Source organism: Clostridium sp. NSJ-145 (assembly GCF_021044725.1).
GTDB classification, from domain to species: Bacteria; Bacillota; Clostridia; order Clostridiales; family Clostridiaceae; genus Clostridium; species Clostridium disporicum_B.
Genome location: NZ_JAJNOS010000004.1, coordinates 35,378 through 57,242, shown reverse-complemented (window position 1 = coordinate 57,242; position 21,865 = coordinate 35,378). Strand labels below are relative to the sequence as shown.

General features: G+C 29.2%; 18 protein-coding genes and 1 pseudogene. 5 read left to right on the top strand and 14 right to left on the bottom strand.

Translation table 11 applies throughout. From position 1 onward, the window contains the following. Together LQE93_RS05215 and LQE93_RS05210 are read right to left on the bottom strand one after the other, a co-directional pair. Entirely contained in the window at positions 1–363 is a 363-nt protein-coding gene (locus tag LQE93_RS05215; protein ID WP_231072415.1) for a GntR family transcriptional regulator, read from the bottom strand. 484 nt (positions 364–847) lie between these two features. Next, positions 848–1,246, bottom strand: a complete 399-nt coding sequence (locus LQE93_RS05210; RefSeq protein ID WP_055263779.1) for a MerR family transcriptional regulator — start codon at positions 1,244–1,246, stop codon at positions 848–850. 119 nt (positions 1,247–1,365) lie between these two features. Between LQE93_RS05210 and LQE93_RS05205 the strand changes: the two are divergent. The 3 genes and pseudogenes from LQE93_RS05205 to LQE93_RS05195 all read left to right on the top strand — a co-directional run bounded on the left by LQE93_RS05205 (position 1,366) and on the right by LQE93_RS05195 (position 3,551). Next, a pseudogene (locus LQE93_RS05205) lies at positions 1,366–2,211 on the top strand (aldo/keto reductase). Between the two features lie 12 nt (positions 2,212–2,223). Next, entirely contained in the window at positions 2,224–2,844 is a 621-nt protein-coding gene (locus tag LQE93_RS05200; RefSeq protein ID WP_055263783.1) for a flavodoxin family protein, read from the top strand. A 125-nt stretch (positions 2,845–2,969) separates the two neighbouring features. Beyond that, the gene (locus tag LQE93_RS05195; protein ID WP_186839001.1) at positions 2,970–3,551 is read left to right on the top strand and encodes a histidine phosphatase family protein; all 582 of its coding nucleotides are present in this window, start codon (positions 2,970–2,972) and stop codon (positions 3,549–3,551) included. A gap of 110 nt (positions 3,552–3,661) precedes the next feature. Here the strand turns inward: LQE93_RS05195 and LQE93_RS05190 are convergent, their stop codons facing one another. The 3 genes from LQE93_RS05190 to LQE93_RS05180 all read right to left on the bottom strand — a co-directional run bounded on the left by LQE93_RS05190 (position 3,662) and on the right by LQE93_RS05180 (position 7,226). Beyond that, positions 3,662–4,069 carry an arsenate reductase/protein-tyrosine-phosphatase family protein gene (locus tag LQE93_RS05190; RefSeq protein ID WP_231072408.1) on the bottom strand — a complete coding sequence of 136 codons (408 nt, stop codon included), beginning with the start codon at positions 4,067–4,069 and terminating at the stop codon, positions 3,662–3,664. 166 nt (positions 4,070–4,235) lie between these two features. Then, positions 4,236–5,648, bottom strand: coding sequence for an MDR family MFS transporter (locus tag LQE93_RS05185; protein WP_231072406.1), 1,413 nt, complete (start codon positions 5,646–5,648; stop codon positions 4,236–4,238). A 159-nt stretch (positions 5,649–5,807) separates the two neighbouring features. Next, entirely contained in the window at positions 5,808–7,226 is a 1,419-nt protein-coding gene (locus LQE93_RS05180; protein WP_231072404.1) for a potassium/proton antiporter, read from the bottom strand. Between the two features lie 378 nt (positions 7,227–7,604). Between LQE93_RS05180 and LQE93_RS05175 the strand changes: the two genes are divergently transcribed. Continuing rightward, positions 7,605–8,189, top strand: coding sequence for a YeeE/YedE thiosulfate transporter family protein (locus tag LQE93_RS05175; protein ID WP_231072397.1), 585 nt, complete (start codon positions 7,605–7,607; stop codon positions 8,187–8,189). Positions 8,190–8,203: 14 nt separating this feature from the next. Then, entirely contained in the window at positions 8,204–8,761 is a 558-nt protein-coding gene (locus tag LQE93_RS05170; RefSeq protein ID WP_186839498.1) for a hypothetical protein, read from the top strand. A gap of 80 nt (positions 8,762–8,841) precedes the next feature. On the opposite strand, the gene LQE93_RS05165 is transcribed toward LQE93_RS05170, so the two are convergent. The 9 genes from LQE93_RS05165 to licT all read right to left on the bottom strand — a co-directional run bounded on the left by LQE93_RS05165 (position 8,842) and on the right by licT (position 21,488). After that, on the bottom strand, positions 8,842–10,242 hold the full coding sequence (locus tag LQE93_RS05165; RefSeq protein ID WP_231072395.1) for a flavin monoamine oxidase family protein: 1,401 nt from the start codon (positions 10,240–10,242) through the stop codon (positions 8,842–8,844). Between the two features lie 126 nt (positions 10,243–10,368). Further along, complete coding sequence (locus LQE93_RS05160) at positions 10,369–11,529, bottom strand: iron-containing alcohol dehydrogenase (protein WP_055263799.1); 1,161 nt, start codon at positions 11,527–11,529, stop codon at positions 10,369–10,371. 261 nt (positions 11,530–11,790) lie between these two features. After that, positions 11,791–13,128 (bottom strand): MATE family efflux transporter, encoded by a 1,338-nt coding sequence (locus tag LQE93_RS05155; protein ID WP_186839501.1) that lies wholly within the window; start codon positions 13,126–13,128, stop codon positions 11,791–11,793. A 105-nt stretch (positions 13,129–13,233) separates the two neighbouring features. Continuing rightward, positions 13,234–14,058: a MerR family transcriptional regulator gene (locus LQE93_RS05150; protein ID WP_231072393.1), complete on the bottom strand. Its 825-nt coding sequence runs from the start codon at positions 14,056–14,058 to the stop codon at positions 13,234–13,236. A gap of 204 nt (positions 14,059–14,262) precedes the next feature. After that, positions 14,263–15,324, bottom strand: a complete 1,062-nt coding sequence (locus LQE93_RS05145) for a hypothetical protein (RefSeq protein ID WP_055263804.1) — start codon at positions 15,322–15,324, stop codon at positions 14,263–14,265. 352 nt (positions 15,325–15,676) lie between these two features. Next, positions 15,677–16,597, bottom strand: coding sequence for an exonuclease domain-containing protein (locus LQE93_RS05140; RefSeq protein ID WP_231072392.1), 921 nt, complete (start codon positions 16,595–16,597; stop codon positions 15,677–15,679). Positions 16,598–16,734: 137 nt separating this feature from the next. Next, a complete protein-coding gene (locus tag LQE93_RS05135; protein ID WP_231072391.1) occupies positions 16,735–18,144 on the bottom strand; it encodes a glycoside hydrolase family 1 protein in 1,410 nt (469 codons plus the stop codon). A 106-nt stretch (positions 18,145–18,250) separates the two neighbouring features. Next, complete coding sequence (locus tag LQE93_RS05130) at positions 18,251–20,113, bottom strand: beta-glucoside-specific PTS transporter subunit IIABC (protein ID WP_231072386.1); 1,863 nt, start codon at positions 20,111–20,113, stop codon at positions 18,251–18,253. A gap of 544 nt (positions 20,114–20,657) precedes the next feature. Beyond that, positions 20,658–21,488, bottom strand: coding sequence for a BglG family transcription antiterminator LicT (gene licT / locus LQE93_RS05125; protein ID WP_055263812.1), 831 nt, complete (start codon positions 21,486–21,488; stop codon positions 20,658–20,660). Between the last annotated feature and the right edge of the window lie 377 nt (positions 21,489–21,865).

Sequence of the window (21,865 nt, the reverse complement as noted above, 5' to 3'; positions counted from 1 at the left end):
TTATTCCTCTCTCTCAATCATCTTTATAATATCTTCTTTAGAGATATTAAGTTTTTTTGCCTCTTCAATTAAAGCTACAATGTAATCCTTAAAAAACCTCTCTTTTCTTTTATTCATAAGTAAGTCTTTGCTACCCTCTGCTACAAACATACCTATACCTCTCTTTTTATAAATAATTCCTTCATCAACAAGAAGATTAAATCCTTTTCCAACAGTTGCTGGATTAATTTTATACTTTACAGATATCTCTGTAGTTGATGGAATCATCTCATTTTCTTTAAAAATATCTTTTAATATATTATCTTCAATAGCCTGTGCAATCTGGATATATATAGGTACATCATTAGTAAATTCTAAATTCATACGTCGCCTCCTATACCTTTATAATTTAATATATTCAACTATAGTTAATTAGTTCATTACTTATATAATTAACCATAGCACCAACTTACTTTATTGTAAATATTTTACTTATATTTCTTTTAATAAATCATATTTCATTTTTAGACATTCTTCTTAGTTCACTTTATAAAATTTAGATATTTAGTGAAGCTCTTTACAACTTGTAATAAATTCAATTATTTCTTTATTAATAACGTAGAATAAATATATAAAGTTTTTAAACAAAAAAAGACCTAGAGCTTTTTTTGGGGGATTAAGCTCTAGGTTATTTTCAATATTAAAATTTTACAAAAGGTTATTTATTTAGGGGACATAATAATTTATTAATTACTACAAGATTTATAATACTCTTTATTTATGTCAATTATGTGACATAAATATTTATTTTTAATATTTTGACTTACATTTTTCTTACCTTTGACTTACAATTCAAATAATCTTCTTACTAATCTTCTACATCAATTAAATTACTTTCATATTCTATTTTTCCAGTAAGTACACCATCATAGAAAGCTTGCTTATTATCAATAAAATTAATACACTCATTAATTTCTTTAATTTGATTTAGTAAAGCTTCTTTTGATTTATTAAGCATCTCTTTTCTTTCTGGAATTGTAGACGGTCCTTGTAAGCAATAATTCATATATAATTTCATATCTTTAATACTCATACCACATTTCTTTAAACATTGTAGTCCCTTTAACCATGCAACATTTTTTTCATCAAAAATACGATAATTATTTTTATCTCTTTTCACATTAGGCACTAAGCCTTCTTTACAATAATACTTTAATGTTTCGTATGATATCCCAACTTGCTTACTAACCTCTTTCATTGTGTACATAAAATTTTCCTCCAAAACTATAAAATATTTACAAAAAACTATTGCACGGTAGTTGCTACCGAGTGCTACACTATTAAATTGTAAGGCAAATATTGTTAAAATTCAAGGAGTGATAAATAATGAACTATGTAACTTTAAATAATGAAATTAAAATGCCATCAGTTGGTTTTGGAGTTTTTCAAATTCCTGAAAAAGAAGAATGTGTAAGAGTGGTAAAAGATGCTATTGATGTGGGCTATCGTTTAATTGATACTGCTCAAGCTTATGGTAATGAGGAAGCAGTAGGAGAAGCTATTAGGGAATCATCTGTACCTAGAGAAGATTTGTTTATAACAACTAAAGTATGGATTAGTAATGCTGGATATGAAAAAGCAAAGAAATCTATTGAAGAATCTTTAAATAAAATGAAATTAGACTATTTAGATTTAGTACTTATTCATCAACCCTTAAATGATTATTATGGAACATATAGAGCTATGCAGGATCTATACAAGGAAGGAAAAATAAAAGCTATAGGAGTATCGAACTTTTATCCTGACCGTTTAGTTGACTTATCCTTATTTAACGAAATAGTACCAGCCGTTAATCAAATTGAGGTCAACCCATTTCATCAATAAATAGAAGCACAAAAAGTTAATGAAAAGTATGGAGTTCAGTTGCAGGCATGGGCACCATTTGCTGAAGGAAGAAATGGAATGTTTACTAATCCAGAATTGAAAGCTATTGGAGATAAATACAATAAATCTGTAGCTCAAATTATTCTAAGATGGTTACTTCAAAGAGGAATTGTTCCACTATCTAAAACAGTTAATAAAGAAAGAATGTTACAAAATATTGATATTTTCAATTTCGAATTAAATGAAGATGATATGAATAAAATATCTTGTTTAGATAAAAAAGAAAGCTCTTTCTTTAATCATCAAGAAGCATCATCTGTAGAAATGTTAGCAAGTCTAGTTAGATAGGAGGAAATATAAATGAAAGTATTACTGATAAATGGAAGTCCAAATGCTAAAGGATGTACTTATACAGCATTAGAAGAAGTCTCTAAAACCTTAAATCAAGAAGGTATTGAAACAGATATCGTTCATGTAGGAAATAAAGATATTAGAGGTTGTATCGCATGTCGTCAATGTAGGACAAAAGGTAAATGTGTATTTAATGACATAGTTAATGAAGTCGCTCCAAAATTAAATGAATGTGATGGTATAGTAATAGGTTCGCCTGTATATTATGCTTCAGCAAATGGAACGCTTATTTCTTTTATTGACCGTCTGTTTTATAGTAGCATGTCCATTGATAAAAGAATGAAAGTAGGAGCTGCTGTAGTAAGTTGCCGTAGAGGTGGAAGTACTGCTACATTTGATGAAATTAATAAATATTTTACTATCTCAGGTATGCCAATTGCATCAAGTCAGTATTGGAATATGGTACATGGTAATTCTGCTGAAGAAGTAAAAAAAGACTTAGAAGGAATGCAAACAATGCGTACATTAGGTAAAAATATGGCATTTTTAATGAAAAGTATTCAATTAGGCAAAGAACAATTTGGATTACCAGAAAAAGAAGCTCACATATTTACAAATTTTATTAGATAGAGAATCTAGACAATTATCTAAAATTAATATAATTACCTTATTCATTAGTATTGAATAAGGTAATTCATTTAATGGTCTTTCTAAATATAAATTAAACTATAATATATTAAAACGGGGATGAATTTATGAAAAAAATATTGTACTTAATGAGACATGGGCAAACACTTTTTAATGTTAGACGAAAAGTCCAGGGATGGTGTGATTCTCCATTAACTAGCCTTGGAATTAGACAAGCTACCATAGCCGGAGAATATTTCAAAGCAAATAATATAACTTTTGATCATGCCTACTCATCTACATCTGAAAGAGCTTGCGACACTTTGGAATACGTTTCTAACACTCCATATAAAAGAGTAAAAGGTCTTAAAGAATGGAATTTTGGTACATTTGAAGGAGAAAGTGAAGACTTAAATCCACCATTACCTTATGGAGATTTTTTTGTTAAATATGGTGGTGAGGATGAATTTGAATTAAGAAATAGAGTTGCTGAAACACTCCACTCTATTATGAAAAATGATGACCATAATACTGTTTTAGCTGTTTCTCACGGAGCTGCTTGCCGTCAATTTATGAGATACTGGGCTCATACTAGCGATGTTGACCAAAAAGAAAGGCTTGGCAACTGTTGTATATTAAAATTTGAATTTGAAAATGATAAATTTAAATTATTAGAAATAATTAATCATGACTTTAGCAAATTAAAATAATGCTAATTAAAAAGCCGGCAAATTGAACTATACTCTATCAAATAGACTTTGTTAGTTCATTTTTTCCGGCTTTTACTATATCATTTTTACTGTGAATACCTTTATATTATTTATAGTTTATTATTTTTAATTCTTTCTGCTAAGTCTTTAACTTTAGCTTCAATAGTTTTTGCTATCTTTATAAACTCTTCATCTGATTTTCCTGTTGGATCTTCTAATCCCCAATCTTCAGTATGATTTGCTTTTAAGTATGGACAAACTACGTTACATCCCATTTTTATAGCTATATCAATTTCAGGAATATCACTTAATAACTTTGATTTTTGTGTTTTATTCATATTAACATTATATAAATCTTCTATTATTCTCACAGCATCTTGATTTATTTGTGGTTTTGTTTCTGTTCCTGCTGAGTAGCTTTCAAAAACTTCACTTCCAAATAGCTTACCTAAAGCTTCTGCCATTTGTGATCTACAAGAATTATGTACACATATAAATGCTACCTTTGGCTTACTCATATTATCCCCCTAAGTTCTAATTACTATAAAGTCTAATATATTTTTAATATTAAACTTTACAATATCATTATTAATTATATAAGACTGTCTCAAAGCTAATTTTATCATATAATTAACCTTAAGGCAGTCTAAAGTTTTATAATAAATTCATTAATTTATATGTCTACTAATCCATAACTTTTACTTCTTTGTTTTTAACTACAAAAAATGCTATTATAAGTCCTAATAATGTTAATGCTGCTATTAATGTAAAAGATACATTCATACCATGAACCTGTGCTTCTAGAGGATTTGTTAATCCTGATGATGCAGCAGATTTACTCATTAATGTAACTATTATTGATGTTCCTATTGATCCTGCTACTTGTCTTAATGTATTATTGGCTGCGTTACCATGAGCATAAAGCTCTCTATTTAATGAATTTAATCCTGACGTTGTAAGCGGCATCAAAAGCATAGCTATTCCTAACATTCTTATAGCATAAACAATAATTACATAAGTTATTGATGTATCTACTTTTAAAAATGAAAATCCAAATGTTCCAAGTGTAAGTATTGCTAGACCTCCTAATGCAAGGTATCTAGCACCATATTTATCAAAAAGAGTACCTGTTACAGGATTCATTATAACCATTACTATAGCTCCGGGCATAAGTGTTAACCCACTTCTAAAGGCACTTTCTGCTTTAACATTTTCTAAGAACATAGGAATTATAAGTTCTGATGAAATCATTGCTGCATAAACAATCATTACTATTATTGTTGAGAATGTAAATATACTACTTTTAAATACACTTAAATCTAGCATAGGTTCTTTCATTGTTAATTGTCTCCAAACAAATATTATAAGAAAAACTATCCCTATAATAAGTGGAATATATACATTTTTATCGCTCCAAGCATAATTTCCAGCATTACTAAATCCAAATAACAATGCTCCAAAACCTACAGCAGCCCCTATAAATGAAATAATATCAAATGATACCTTTCTAGTTGGCGTTACATTCTTAAGAAGGAAAATTCCAATCACTAAATCTATTACTGCAAAAGGTAATGTTACATAAAATAAGTATCTCCAAGGATAGCTATTTATTATCCATCCTGATAACGTTGGCCCTATAGCAGGTGCAAATCCTATTACAACTCCTACTATTCCCATTGCAAATCCTCTTTTTTCTATTGGAAACATATTCAAAAATACCGTTTGCATTAATGGAACTATTATTCCACTAGCTACACCTTGTATAAGCCTTGCTGTAAGAAGCATTGGAAAGTTAGTCGCAAAAGCTCCTACAACAGTTCCTACAGTAAATAAACCTATAGATACAAAAAATAAAGTTCTATTTGTAAATCTATCTATAAGGAATGCTGTAAAAGGAATTATGATACCAGTTGCAAGCATATAACCTGTACTTAACCACTGTGCTGTAGATACACTTATATTTAAATCTTTCATAATATCAGAAAGAGCAACATTCATAAATGTACTATTTAAGAAACATACAAATGCACCTAAAAGGAATACGCTCGCAATCGCAACTACATTGTACTTTTTATCATTAGTTGATTTTTCATTCATAAGCTCTTACCTCTCTATAATTTTTATACTTCAAGACTATATTTCCATTCTCTAAGGTAACTTATTCAAAAAAATACATATTTAAATATATCAATAAAAAAAGCCTTAGGATAATATTTTTCCTAAGACCTTTTTTAATTTATTTTAAATTAGCTAAGTTTATACAACTTCTAAATTTTCTATTCCTTCTCCACTTAAAACTAGAATATCTCCTTCTTTTATAATGCTAGCTCCCTTTGGAATTATAATCTCATCATTTCTTTTAATCATTACTATAAGTATTTCATTTGGTATATCGGCATCCATAATACTTTTATTAACCCACTTACTTTCCTTAGTTATATTCAATTCTATTAACTTACTACTCATCTCTCCTGTATAATCATTAAATGTTTTTAAAACTGGACTACTGTTATCTACTAAATCAAGTTTTTTTGCTAACTTAGGTATTAATGTTCCTTGAATTGCTACTGAAAATAGTGCAACGAAAAATATTATATGAAATATGTCATTTTCTATTTTTACACCATAAGTCATTGCATATATAGCGAAAACTAATGACGCTGCTCCTCTTAGTCCTACCCATGATACAAATAATTTTTCCCTTGTTGAATATCCAAACGGCTTCAATATTAAAAATGTAGCTGCAGGTCTTGCAATAAATATTAAAAATATTGATATAGCTATAGAAATACCTATAACTTGTGGAAATTTTGATGGAAATGCCAATAAACCTAGCAAGAAAAATAATGCTATTTGCATTATCCATGATACTCCATCAAAATAATAAAATAGATTCTTTTTATGTGGAATCTTACTATTACCAATTATTACTCCTGCTAAATATACACTTAAATATCCATTACCACCTAACCATTCACTCACCGCATATGCAAGTATAGCTATAGCTGTTATAAATATGCTATCAAATCCCCTTATTTCAAAGTCAACATTTCTAAGTACAAAAACTGCAATTTTAGCTAATATAACTCCAATTAAAACTCCAAATATTATTTGTTTAATTATAATTAAAATTATTCCATTTACTGCTCCACTACTCATTATAGTTAGAATTGATATAGTAAACATATATGCTGTAGGGTCATTACTTCCACTTTCAACTTCTAACAACGATGCTAAAGACCCTTCTAAGTTTAACTTTTGTGATCTCAATATTGCAAAAACAGATGCTGCATCTGTAGATGATACCACCGCCCCAATAAGCAATCCTTCCAATATACTAACCTTTAAAATAAAATATGCAAATGTACCTGTAAGTAATGTTGTTATTATTACTCCTCCTGTAGACATCAAAAGAGCAGGCTTTAATGACGGTTTAGCAACTTTCCAATTAGTTCCAAAACCTCCATAGAACATTATCAATACAAGAGCTATTGAACAAATCTCATTTGTTAAATTGTAATTTGCAAAATATATTCCTACAATGCCATCAGAGCCAAATAACATACCTAGCACTATAAAAATTAATAATATAGGCACACCAAATTTATATAAAACCTTACTAGTTGTTATAGAAATAAGTAAAACCAATCCACATATCATCAAGGTGTTCATCATAAGCATTCCCCCTATCCCTTTAATTTTTGCTTTTATAATATATAACTTCTATAACACATAATATGTGTAGAAACTTTTTCAAGTTACAATTCTATCTCCTATATTACTTTTTTGATAATAAATTTTAAAATTCTTTAGTGTATTTTCAAGAATAAAAATAACCTCCTAGAACTTCTCATATTAAAATAAGATAATCCTAACAGGTGACTTACTACTTAAGTTACTTTTTTTGCAATCAATTTTTTGAATAATAATTTATCTATAAATTACCCAAAATATATAATAACTAGTATCATCTATGATTATATCACAGAAAATACTCTCAATTCTGTATATACTTTTAAACAGTTATTAAATAAATGTCTAGGAGGAAAAAATATGAGTAAAAATAATTGGATAAAAGGCGCTTTAATATTAGGCTTTTCATTTTTCATAGCAATATTTTTAGTTAAACCAATAGGTGTATCTACTCAATTCTCAGTATTATCTGGAATCATTCATAGTTCAATTGATAAAAATGTTATAGTAGAAGACCCATTAAGAGAATCTGGTTATAGTAGTACAAATGCCTATTACGATAAAAACGATGGGAAATTGGCAAAAGCTATAAAACATCCTTTAAATTATGACTTTATATTTGTTTTAGCTATTCCAGTTGGCGGTTATATAGGATATGAGTTATTAAAAAGAAGAAAGAAATCTGAAGCACTTGATACAAGCTCTAATTTGAAAGTATGCGAATTGGGAGATGATACAAGTTTTATTAAAAATTATGCTCCAAGCTTTATTGGAGGATTCTTATTACTATATGGAGCTAGAATGGCAGATGGATGCACAAGTGGTCATATGATGAGTGGAATGATGCAAGGAAGTGTTAGTGGTTATGTGTTCGCTGCTTCTGTTTTTGCCACAGCAATACCATCCTCACTAATAGTAAAACATCTTAAGAATAAATCTAAGTAGGGAGGTTATTTAAAATGAAAATATTATTAGCAATATTACTTGGTGGTTTCTTTGGTTTTGCACTTGCATATGTAGGAGCTACTGGTTTTAAAAATATATTAAAAATGTTAAGACTTGAAGATTTATCTTTAGCCAAAATAATTTTATTTGCTATAGGTTTTTCTAGTGCTTTACTTTCACTGACAGCAATGTTAGGAATATTTGATGTATCACATTTATCTATTAAAACTATGAATTTAGGAGTTATTATAGGTGGATTAATATTTGGTATTGCCTTTGGCTCTATAGGCACTTGTCCTGGTACATGTATTGGTGCTATAGGTAGCAAAGGAGTTAAAAAAGCAATTTCTGCTGTTATCGGAGGATTAGTTGGTGCATTTGCATTTACTATGTCCTATGGTCCACTAAAAAATATAGGATTATTTGATATGTTAAATCTAGGAAAGCTAACTTTATTTAATATATCTGATAAATATCCTTCAGTTTTTAATACTGGATATTTAGGTTTACTATTAGTAGGTATAATTTTTATGATTGGAGCTTACTTACTACCAAAACATATTTTAAAATAAACTATATAAAAAGAAAAGCATCTTGAATTATACATTTGTATATTTAAGCATGCTTTTTCTTTAATCACTTATATATCGCTCTATCTTATTCTTTCTAAGATCTCTTTACATACTCTCTCTCCGCTTTCAACTGCTCCATTCATATATCCTTGATAATATATAGAGGTTTGATCACCTGCAAAAAAGCAATTACCTTCACTTTCACCTTCTACTCCTGCAAATTTTGTATATTGTCCTAACTTATAATACGGATATGACCCTAATGTCCAACGATTACCAGTCCAATAATCTAATATGGCTTTTCCATTCCATTTAGCATTACGCCTTGGTATAACTCTATCTAATCTATTAATAAACGTTTCTACATATTGTTTTATATACTCTTGATTATTATAAGAAGCACCAATTTTTCCTCCTGTATTATTAACAAGTATCCCCTTAGTTCCTAACTGTCCACAACTTCCCTCCCTTGTAACTTGATATCCAATATTACAATAAGTAGTACCGTTATTATTAACTCTTCTCCAATATCTGCTTGTAAACTGTACATTTAATTTTGTATTAGTTCCCATGGCCAGTTCATCTATAGCCTGTTTTTTCAATTCACTAAAACCAGCTTTATCATAGTTAACGCTGAGCTTAAGAACACTAAAAGGAATAGCTAAAACCACTATATCTGCAAGCACACTTGCTACCTTACACGCACTTTGAAATACTAATTTGTATTTATCATATTTCACCTTCGATATAGATAAAAGTTGCGTCTTAAATTTAACAGTTCCTTTCGGGAGTGCCCTATATAATCTTCCTGGGAGCTGATCATTTCCCCCTTTAATATGATACATTCTATCAGAACTACCAAATATATTAAAAGCATTTTCTTCTCCTGAACCAAGTAATCTTACTATATTAAGAGCACTTTGAGTATTAGTTTCTGCTCCATACTCCGCTGAATATGCTACATCTAATAGCCTTCCTAAATTAGAATTAACACCCTCTGGAATGATTTGATTAATCCACTGCCTAACAGATATATTATCTAATTCATATCCTCTATTTGTATATTTATTATAAAGTGTTGGAAATTTTACATCTTCATAATCTTTTCTAACTCTGGGATAAACACTTAGCCAATCTTTACTTGCTTCATCATAAGAATATGGTTGTCCATTAAAAAAATAAAAAGGCTTGTTTTCTTTCTTATCGATATCAATAAGATTTTCCAACTTTAAGCCTATCTCTTTAGCCAACTCTTTAATTTCATTATGTTCAGAATCTATTAGTTCTCCTCCATGCTCAGCAATTTGATTATCTAAAAAGTAGTTCCTTATACTAAAACATCTTCCTCCTACTCTTTCAGATGCTTCAAATACCTTGCACTTTATTCCAGATTTAAATAACCTATATGCACAGGTCAATCCGGCAAGTCCTGCCCCTACAATAACAATTTTAGGTTTCTCTTTCTTATGATCTCCCTCCATCTATTCACCACCAATAAAATCCTTATCCTAATATTATATGAAATAAAGTTTATTTTGTTTATCGTTATTAAAAAAATAATAGACGTAAGTTTATAAAACTTATGTCTATTATCCAATTCTTAATTATTATAAACACATACCAAAAATCTTATAAACATCTTCTTGGTCTAAAGGTACATAAGCATATTGTAAATTTCCATGCTTAACTGCTGCAGCAGCCATTTCTTTAAATTTTGAATCATCAATTCCAACTTCTCTTAAAGTCATTGGAATACCACATTCCTTAAAGAAATTTTCTGTTGCATCTATTGCTTCATTAGCAAGAGCAAATTTATCTTCATTGTAAGGTAAATGCCATACATTTATTGCATAATCTACAAACTTATCAACAGTTTCATCATTTAATATATATCTCATCCAACTTGGTGTTAATATTGCAAGTCCTACACCGTGAGTTATATCATAATGAGCACTTAATTCATGCTCCATTGGATGACAACTCCATGCTCCAACTTTCCCGCTTCCAGTAAGTCCATTTAAGGCCATAGAACTAGCCCACATTAAGTTTGCTCTAGCTTCATAATTTGTTGGGTCTTTTAAAGCAATAGGGCAATATTTTATGCAAGTCTCTAGTAATCCTTCTGACATCTTATCTTGAACATAAGCATCCTTAGTCTTCTTAAAATAATTTTCAAATACATGAGACATAATATCTGCTGTACCTGCTGCTGTTTGAATTGCTGGTAAAGTATATAAATATTCTGGGTCTAATATTGAAGTTTTAGGAGCCATACAGATTGCACCTGTTCCTAATTTCTCATTAGTATCCATCTTTGAAATAACTGCTCCCTTATTCATTTCTGAACCAGTTGCTGCTAATGTTAAAACTGTTACTATAGGTAGTGCATTTGTTATCTTTGATGAATCAAGAACTATGTCCCAAGTATCTCCTTCATAGTAATATCCAGCAGCTACTACCTTTGAACAATCTATAGTGCTACCTCCCCCTACAGCTAAAATAACATCTATATTATTTTCTCTACAAAGGTCTATACCTCTTCTTACAGTTTCAATTCTTGGATTTGGTTCGATACCACTTAATTCAACTATGTTAAAATCCTTTAATAATTCTTGAACCTTATCATATATACCATTCTTCTTTATGCTTCCTCCACCATAAGCAAGTAATACATTTCTACCATATCTTTTTAAAACTTCCGGTAGATTAGATATTTGTCCTTTCCCAAATAGCATCTCTGTTGGAGCGCCAAATCTAAAATTATCCATTTTTATTCCTCCTGTAATATTCACTAAACTTATTATTTTGCTTTGTCTAAGTTTTTACTCATATTTAATTAAATACGTATTTATATTCCTTGCTTAAACAACATCATGATGTCTAATTTTTCTATTTTAATTCCATTATAAGGGTTATACTTAACTATAAGTCAATACTTTTATAAATTTTCCTAAATTTACTCAATAAAAAATAATGCAATTATCTTTTATTAAAATAATTGCATTATCTAATCTACTTACTATATTTTATTAACTCCCATACATTAAAGTTAATTTTCTATTTGATTTTCTTATATACCTAAATGCTACAACTACTGTAAATACCTCACTAAAAGGTACTGTTAGCCATATTCCAACATCTCCAAAAATCATAGGAAGTAATACTATAAATATTACTATTAATATAGCGCCTCTTAAAGCTGATATAATAGCAGAAGTTTTTGCATCTTCTATAGCAGTAAAATATGCTGACGATAAAATATTTAATCCATTTACTATAAACGCTATAGAGTAAACTCTAGTTGCTTCTACCGTTAAGCTAACTAAAGAATCATCACCTTCTGTAAACATAGCAATAAGTGTTTCTCCTCCAAATGCCATAAGTATAGTACTTAATACACCTATTATAGAAATAGTTATAACTGAAATCTTCATTAATTTTTGTATACGGTCTTTGTTTTTAGCGCCATGGTTAAAACTTATAATAGGACTTATCCCATTACATATACCTGAAAATACAGCTGTTACTAATGAAGATATATAAAGTATTATCGAGAAAGCTGAAACTCCCATTTCTCCTATTTTTATCATTAACACAATATTAAAAATATAATTTGAAAAAGCTACAGCAAACTGAGTTATTCCCTCGGAAGAACCGTTATAAAATATCTTTATTACCTTCTTTATATCAAAGCTAGTTTTAACAAACTTAAGTATTGAATCTTTCCTTAAATATTGAACTAAAGAAAATATAAATCCTATTGTAAAAGCAAGTCCTGATGCAACTCCGGCACCTGCTAATCCCCATCCAAATTTCACTATAAATATATAATCTAATACTATATTAAGAGCCGCTCCAATTATATCTGCTACCATAGCATGATTTGGCTTTCCCATTACCCTTAAGTTTGCACTTAAATAAGAACTCCCTACAAACGTTGCTAGAAATAAGCATAGAGCTCTTAAATACTCAATAACTAATGGCATAAGCTCCTCACTTGAACCTAATATTCTAGCAATAGTAGGTGTAAATGCCAAAGTAAACACAGATAAAGCTAAAGTTATAGCTGTAAGTATATAAAATGCTAAACTAAAACTCCTTCTTGCTTCTTCTTTATCTCCTCTTCCCAAATCTATACTTGTTATAGTTCCTCCACCTATTGCGACCATAGTTCCAAGTGCCATTGCAACTCCAAAGAAAGGCATAGCTAAATTTACTGCCGAAAGTCCAGCAGCTCCAACTACATTACCTACAAATATCCCATCTATCACTATATAAAGTGAAAACACTATCATCGCAATTACTGAAGGAATTGAATACTTAACAAACAATTTTCCTATTGACTCTTTTCCTAATGTTAAATCCATACAACCACTCCTCCATAAAAGATAATAAGGTATAGTGTAACACTATAGTCAACTTATTTTTATCTTTAATTTATAGGATATGACTATATAGAAATTTAGTTGTTTTTATATCTTTACTTTTATTGATATCTTAATTAAATATTCATCATATCCCGAAACCGACAATTCATCTAAAAGTACATCTTCATAAAAATAACCTTCAAGCTCTAAATTGTTATCCTTAACGAATTTAAGTATTCTCTCATAGCTTTGATCTATGGTATAAAAACCTTTATTATGATATGCAATTAAATATAATCCTGCTTCTTTCTTATATAGCTTTATATTTTCATTTCCTTCATAAATTCGTGTATAGAAATAATCATAATTTTCATACATACCTTTTTTTATATTTTCTAAATGTATCATTTCTCCCATACTATGTGGACTATATATTTCATTTTTATCACAATATTTAACATGATTAGCTATCGCCTTTGCAAGACTCTTTTCATTTGTTACATTACAACATTCCGTTAAAACTAATAATTCTTCTTCACATCTTTCAATAGAAATTTTATTTGTATCTATATTAAAGATATCTTTTGTTATAGAAAGCTTGCCCTCTATTACTTTCTTCATTTTAATCAAAGAATTAATTTTTTCATCTATTATATTATTCTCCTTTTCAAGGAGAGAAATAAGTTCCTTTGGACTTCTTTTATCCAAATATGATTTTATATCTTTTAACGACATATCAAGTTCTTTTAAAGTAGATATAACATAAAATACTTCGATTTGAAAAACAGAATAATATCTATAATCATTATCTAGTTTTATTTCTGGAGAAAATATTCCTATCTTATCATAATAAAATAACGTATGCTTAGTAACACCTACAAGCTTTGCAAACTCACCGGTAGTAAAATAATTTTGTTTATTTTTATTCATATTTAAAGCACCTCAATAAATAAATTATACTTTTACACATTTAATTACACAATAAATCTCACATTCTACATATTATATATTATCTTAATTTCCTTATAGAAGTTATTTTACATATGCACAAAAATTATATTATTTATAAAAAAAGAAGAGTAATTTCTTTATGGTTTTTACCATTTAGAAATTACTCTTTACATTTACTCTATACTATTTTGCAGCTTTTGCAGCTTCGATTACAGCAGTAATATATCCTGTTGTATCAGCTAAAGTACATCCACTTACAGCATCAATAACTTCTTCTGCAGTCTTTCCAGTTACTTCTTCTAATTCAGATATTTTCTTTCCTTCAACGAATTCTTGAATAGCATCAAAATTAGCATCTATAGCAACAGTTGAACCTGCTTTTTCTGCCATATTCTTTGAATAGCTTTCTGCATTAGCACGTTTTGAACCTAACACTTTTCCTTCAGCATAGTTTTCAGCTAAATCAGCATCACTGTTTGCTACTCCTGTAGTAGTATCAGCAGCCATATATTGTAACTCATCAATATATGCTAAAACTACTTCATCACCATTAACTAATACAGAAGTTATAGTAAAGCTCTTTGTTCCGTGAGCAGCAGAATAAGTTTGTGCTAAAGTTAAATCTTCAACATTACCATCAAATTCTACTCCTGTAGTTGAATCTGCTTGTTTTGCAGCTTCTAAAACAGCTTGAATATATCCTGTAGTATCAGCTAAAGTTGCACCTGTTACAGCATCTACAACTTCTTCTGCGCTCTTTCCTACTAGCTCTTCTAATTCAGATATTTTCTTACCTTTTACAAAGTCTTGTATAACATCAAAGTTTGTAGCAATTTCTACAGTTGAACCTGCTTTTTCTGCCATATTCTTTGAATATGTTTCATTATTTTCTCTCTTAGAACCTAATACCTTACCTTCAATTACATTATCAGCCATTCCTTCACTATTTGGAACACCTGTTGAAGTATCAGCGCTCATGTATTGGAATTCATCAATATATGCTGAAACTATTTCATCACCACTAACTACAGTAGTTACAACAGCAAAAGCTTTTGTACCATGTGCAGCAAAGTTAGCTTGACCAATTTTTAAAGTTACTTTCTCAGCCGGTGTTTCTGCTGGAGTTTCAGTTTGAGTATCATTTCCGCTTTGAGCAGTTTCATCGTTTCCTTTACTTTGACAACCAACCATTCCTATAATTACAGCAGCTGCTAAACATAAGCTTAAAATTTTTTTTGCTTTCATTTTTTCTCCCCCTAAAATATAATACATTTTTGCTTAAATATAGTTGTATTTACTTATATTTCTATTTAATTATATTTGCCATTTACTATTAAGTCAATATTTTTTGTTATATTTTTAACTCTATATTTTTCAATTATTATTTTAGTAAACTTTTTCTTTTTATATTTATAGTGGTTTATTTTTTTATATAACTATTTTTTTAAATTCTATTTTGACATTTTTTTATCATTTATTTCGATAAAAAAACTCCTCATTTTACAAAAAACACAATTACTTTTAAGTTAAAATGAGGAGCAATAATAAATATTTATTATCTAAAAACTTTAAATATATTAACCGAAGAGCAATATAATTATTTACATTTAAGTAAAAACTCATCTTCATTCATAATTATTATATTTTGTCCTTTAGCCCTTAAATCAACTGCTTTTCTAAGCTTGATACTCATTTCTTCTCTCTGCAGACTTTCTATATCTTTAGTATTAGTTATTAATATTGTTGTTTTTTTAGTTACGGAGCTACCAATAGAGCCCCCAAGCTTTCTAACTAATCTACTTGCTTCTTCTCTACTCATTGATCCAAGTCCTCCAGTAAACACAATTACTTCATCCTTGAAAGCATCAAAATTGTAGTTATCATTTTTTATTTCTCTAGAAAATATTTTGCCTGATGTTCTAAGCACTCTTCCCTTTGTAGATGATGGTATATATCCATCTTTATTTACTGTACCTAAAGTAACTCCTATGAACTTTGATATTTCCATTATATCTTTTGTCTCTAACTCCTCTGATATATTAAGCAGTATATTGCTACAAGCAAGAGCATCAGCTAAAGCATCATGGTGATTAAACTCATATCCTAAAAACTTATTTACGGTATTAAGTTTTGCATTATCTAGTTGTTTATAAAAGTTTCTTGCAAGCTTCATAGTGCATATATAATTAAACTTTGGTGCTTCTATATTATAAAGTTCTAATGTATTTCTTAATACCGACACATCAAAAGATGCATTATGTGCGATTATTAAATTGTCTTCATTAAAATAATGCTTAATTTTATCCCATATCTCATTAAACTCAGGCTCATCTTTTACCATAGCTGGCCTTATCCCATGAATCCCTATATTTATTGGCATAAATCTCATTTCTTTTGGTTTAATAAGATAGTGTATTTTTTCTACTACCTGTCCACCTTTAACAATAACAATCCCTATAGAACAAGGACTATTTCTTTTCTCATTAGCTGTTTCAAAATCTATAGCTACAAAATCCATCTATTTTCTCCTATAATAACTCAATAATTTAACATGTTTATTATACTAGTTTAATCATTATAAAAATATAGTCTTCTAAAAAATAAAAAACTGCCAAGCTGGCAGTTTTTCTTCAAATTCTAATTATTAACTCTTAACTATTTTAAGCTTCCACCGTTAGTTGCAATAACTTCTTTATACCAATCAAAGCTTTTCTTTTTATATCTTTCTAATGTACCAGTTCCATCATCATTTCTATCAACGTATATGAAACCATATCTCTTTCTTAATTCAGCTGTTGATGCAGATACTAAATCAATACATCCCCAAGTAGTATATCCCATAAGTTCAACACCATCTTCAATAGCTTCAGCTACTTGAACTAAGTGATCATTTAAATATTGAATTCTGTAATCATCATTAACTGTCTTATTTCCATTTTCATCAGTGATTAATTCATCCTTAGCTCCAAGCCCATTTTCAACGATGAATAATGGTTTTTGATATCTATCATAGTAGTAGTTTAATATATATCTTAACCCTTGTGGATCAATTTGCCATCCCCAATCTGAAGCTTCTAGGTATGGATTTGGTACACCTGCTATTAAGTTTCCTGCACCCTTTTTGTTTAACTCTGGATCTGCAGTAGCACATGAACTCATGTAGTAGCTGAATGAAATAAAGTCTACTGTATTCTTAAGTATTTCTGCATCTCCTTCTTCAAATTTAATTTCTATATTATTTTCTTTGAAGTATCTATTCATATATCTTGGATATTCTCCTCTAGCATGGATATCTCCAAAGAATAATGTTCCTCTATCTTCTTGCATTGCTTTTATTATGTCGCTTGGATTTGGAGTTAATGGATAATTTGGTATTCCAAGAATCATACATCCAATTTTAAATTCTGGATTTATTTCATGACCTATTTTAACAGCTAATGCACTTGCAACAAGTTCATGATGCATTGCTTGGTAAAGGTCTTGCTTACTTAATTCCTCTTTTGGTGTTAAAATACCAGCACTCATAATTGGGAAATGTAATGCTGAGTTAATTTCATTAAACGTTAACCAATATTTTACTTTATCCTTATATCTTGTAAATACTGTTCTTACATATCTTTCAAAGAATCCTATAAGCCTTCTATCTGTCCATCCATTATACTCTCTTGCAAGATGTAATGGTGTTTCATAATGAGATAAAGTAACAAGTGGCTCTATTCCGTACTTAGCTAATTCATCAAATACATTGTCATAGAATTCTAATCCTTTTTCATTTGGCTCTAAATCATCACCATTAGGGAATATTCTTGACCACGCTATTGACATTCTAAATGTCTTAAATCCCATTTCAGCAAATAATTTTATATCTTCCTTATATCTATGATAAAAATCTATCCCTATAAGTTTCATATTATCTTCTGTTGGCTCTTCTGTCATTGGTCCTGTTATACCCTTTGGCAGTAAATCCTGGATTGATAATCCTTTACCCTCTTCATTATATGCACCTTCAAATTGGTTTGCAGCAGTAGCTCCACCCCATAAAAAACCTTCTGGAAATCTATACATTTTAAAATCCTCCATCTATTACTTTTATATAAAACTATCATTTTTTAAAGGTCTAAGAATTTTTTCTTAGACCTCTAAACTATTATAAATTTACTTTATTTATCCATTAAATCATAACTGTTAATAAGTCTTCTTCTGTATTTATATCTTTCTTATCTGTTCCTATTATGTCTAAGTAATTATCAGAGTTAGAAACTATTACCGGTGTAGTTACAGGGTATCCTGCTTCTTTTATTCCCTTTATATCAAACTCTAATAAAACTTGTCCTGCTTTAACTCTTTCTCCTTGTTTTACCTTAGGAGTAAAGCATTTTCCTTCTAACTGAACTGTGTCCATACCAACATGTATTAAAATTTCTGCTCCATTATCACTTGTAATACCTAATGCGTGATGTGTTGGGAATAATGTTGTTAATGTACCATCTACTGGAGCAACAACTTTACCTTCTTTTGGTTCTATAGCAACACCTTTTCCTAATAACCCTTGTGAAAATACTTCATCTTTAACTTCGCTTAAAGGTAAAACATCTCCTTTAATCGGACTAACTATAACTTCTTGTTTAACTAATGCATCTTTATTATCCTTATTTTCTACCTTTTCAACTTTACCATCTGTCATATCTTCTGGGCTTAATTTTGTAAAGTACATTAATAGAAATCCTACAATTAAACCTGCTATACTAGCTACAATAATACCTAAGAATGATTTATCTATACCTGATGGTCCTATAAATGTTGGAATTGCAAATATCCCCATTCCACCAACCATGAAAATTTTTGAACCAAATATACCTAATATTCCACCTGTTACCGCACCACCAATACAGCTTAGTATAAATGGTTTCTTTCTTGGTAATGTAATACCGTAAATATCTGGCTCTGTAACACCAAAGAATCCTGAAATAATTGATGGAATACATAATGATTTTAATTTTTTATTTTTAGTTTTTGCCGCTATTGCCATAACTACACCTGTTTGTGCAAAGCAAACTGCAATTGAAGCTGCTAATATTGGATCGTATCCTAAAACTGCTAAGTTATTCATTGCAAGAGGTACTAATCCCCAATGTAAACCGAACATAACGAATACTTGCCAGAATCCACCAATAAATAAACCTGCTAATACTGGACTAAAGTTATAAACTGCTAAAGTTATATCACCTAACCAATTTGAAGCTATTGTAGCTACTGGCCCAATTGCCATAAATGTTACTGGAACTACTAATAATAAAGTAAGGAATGGTACTATAAAAGTTTTAATAACATCTGGAACAATTTTCTTAAATAACTTTTCTACTTTTGATGCAAGGAATATGGCTAATATTATTGGAATAACTGTTGATTGATAGCTACTTGATGGCATTACTACTGGAATTCCAAGGAAGGTTACAGTTGTACCTGCAAGAGCTGTAATTGATGGATAAACCATCGCAGCACCAATTGCCATACCAGTAAATTGATTTAACTTAAACTTCTTAGCTGCTGTAAATCCTAAGAATATTGGGAAAAAGTTAAATAAACAATCACCTATTGAATTTAGTATTATATAAGTAGAATCTGTTTCTGCTAATAATCCTGTTGCAATTAATATGGCATTTAATCCTTTAATCATACCTGTAGCACATAATACCCCAAGTACCGGTTGAAAAACACCTGAAATTATATCTATAAACCTATCGAAAGGCTTCATCTTTTCTTCTGATTCTTCAGAACTTTCTGTTGCAAGTCCTGCTACCTTTACTACATCTGCATAAACGTCTGGTACATGATTACCTATAACCACTTGATATTGTCCACCACTTTTAACTACTGTAACAACACCATCCATAGATTTTAATACATCTGTATTTGCTTTATTTTCATCCTTTAATTTGAATCTTAATCTTGTAACACAATGTGTTAGACTGTTAATGTTACCCTTACCGCCAACATTTTCGATAATATCTTTAGCTAACTTTTCATACTTCATTATTTACATCCCCTTTTCAAAATTATTTTTTTATTTGATTTTCATTAATTTATTTATTTAATTCTCCTAAGTTCAGTAAACGATAACATAATTATTGCTATACTATCTCTTACTTAACTTGATTTTGTATATAAAAAGGCAAGACCAAATAAATAGAATAAATTGATATAAAATCTAACTATTCTACTAAATTTGGTCTCGCCTGCTTTACCAGTAACAATCCGTATTAAATTTTCTTTATTTTATCTTAACTTGTTTTACTTTAGTTAAACTTACATTTAAATATAAAAAACCTCAATTAATCAAAATAGATCAAATACAAATCTATTCTCATTAATTAAGGTCTCGCCTGGTCGAACCAGTAACAATCACATATTTATCTGTAAACATTTAACTTACCTTTATTTTATATGATTCTGTAAAGCTTGTCAATACTTTTATAAAATATTTTTATTTTACAGTTTATCTTTTATTTAAAACAAACTCCTATGAAACTCTATAAGGAGCTTGTTTTAAACTTTCTTTAGTTACTCTAACTAAAAAACTATTTGCTAGTAATTCTTTGTACATGCAGCGTTAAATATAATTTTTCTTCATCATCTAATTCTACATTCAAGTATTTTTCAATCTTAAGCATACAGTTATATGCATCTTCATATTTCATCTTAACTTGTTTTAATAAAAAATCATCATTTTTAGGTTCAATCTTATCTTTTCGATTTAACCTTTGAAAGAAAAATCTCAAGTGGGTTACAAATCTTTCATAGCTTAATGACTTCTCATCAAGGCTTATATTATAAGTATATCGTACTATGTTTAATATATCTTGAACCATCTTAGCCTGTTTTGCAACATCCTGAACCTTGTCACTATTTTTATTAACTTGTGCATTTATTAGATGAAGAGCAATATTCCCTGCTTCATCTTCAGGTAGTTCAACTTCTAGTTCATCTTTTATAAATTCAAGAGCTTTTTGTCCAACAGCATACTCCTTAGGATAAAACTTTTTAATCTCCCATATTATTACGTTAGGTCTATTGAAACCTTCCTTTTGAAGTTTTAAAACATTATATATATGGTCTGTTAATGTAACATATATATAATCATTTAGTGATCCATTTAATATATTTTTAGCATATTCAATAATATCATAGCAAAGTGATACTACATCTGGTTCAACATCCTCTAGTAAAAGCTTAAATCTTTCAGATGCTTCCTTTTCTTTTAATATAAATGTCTTTTCTACTTTAGATTGGTCTAAAATCTCACCAACACTCATTTTAAATGCAATTCCACATCCCATAGCAACAACTTCGCGGTTAGCCGAATCCTTAGCTACTACAGCGTTGTTATTAAATATTTTCTTTATTATCATGCTAATCCTCTCCATCTTACTTGCCGAATTTAAATTACCATTAACTTACTCTTCTGTTATATATAATATTATCATGTTTTAAGCTTATATTTCAATCCAACTTCCATTAAATAACATATATATTATTGTAAAATTAAAAAAAGACCTCAACTAATCAATAGAGAAAGACTAATTCTCTACTCATTAACTAAGGTCTCGCCTGGTCGAACCAGTAACAATCACATATTGACTTATAAACTTTTAATTCGTTTACATTGTAATATTTTTTCTTACAGCTTGTCAATACTTTTTTAACTAGTTTTAGTTATATTTTAATCAAAATATTTCCTTTAAAAATTTATATAATATACGGTATTTACTAAGGTACATTATATATA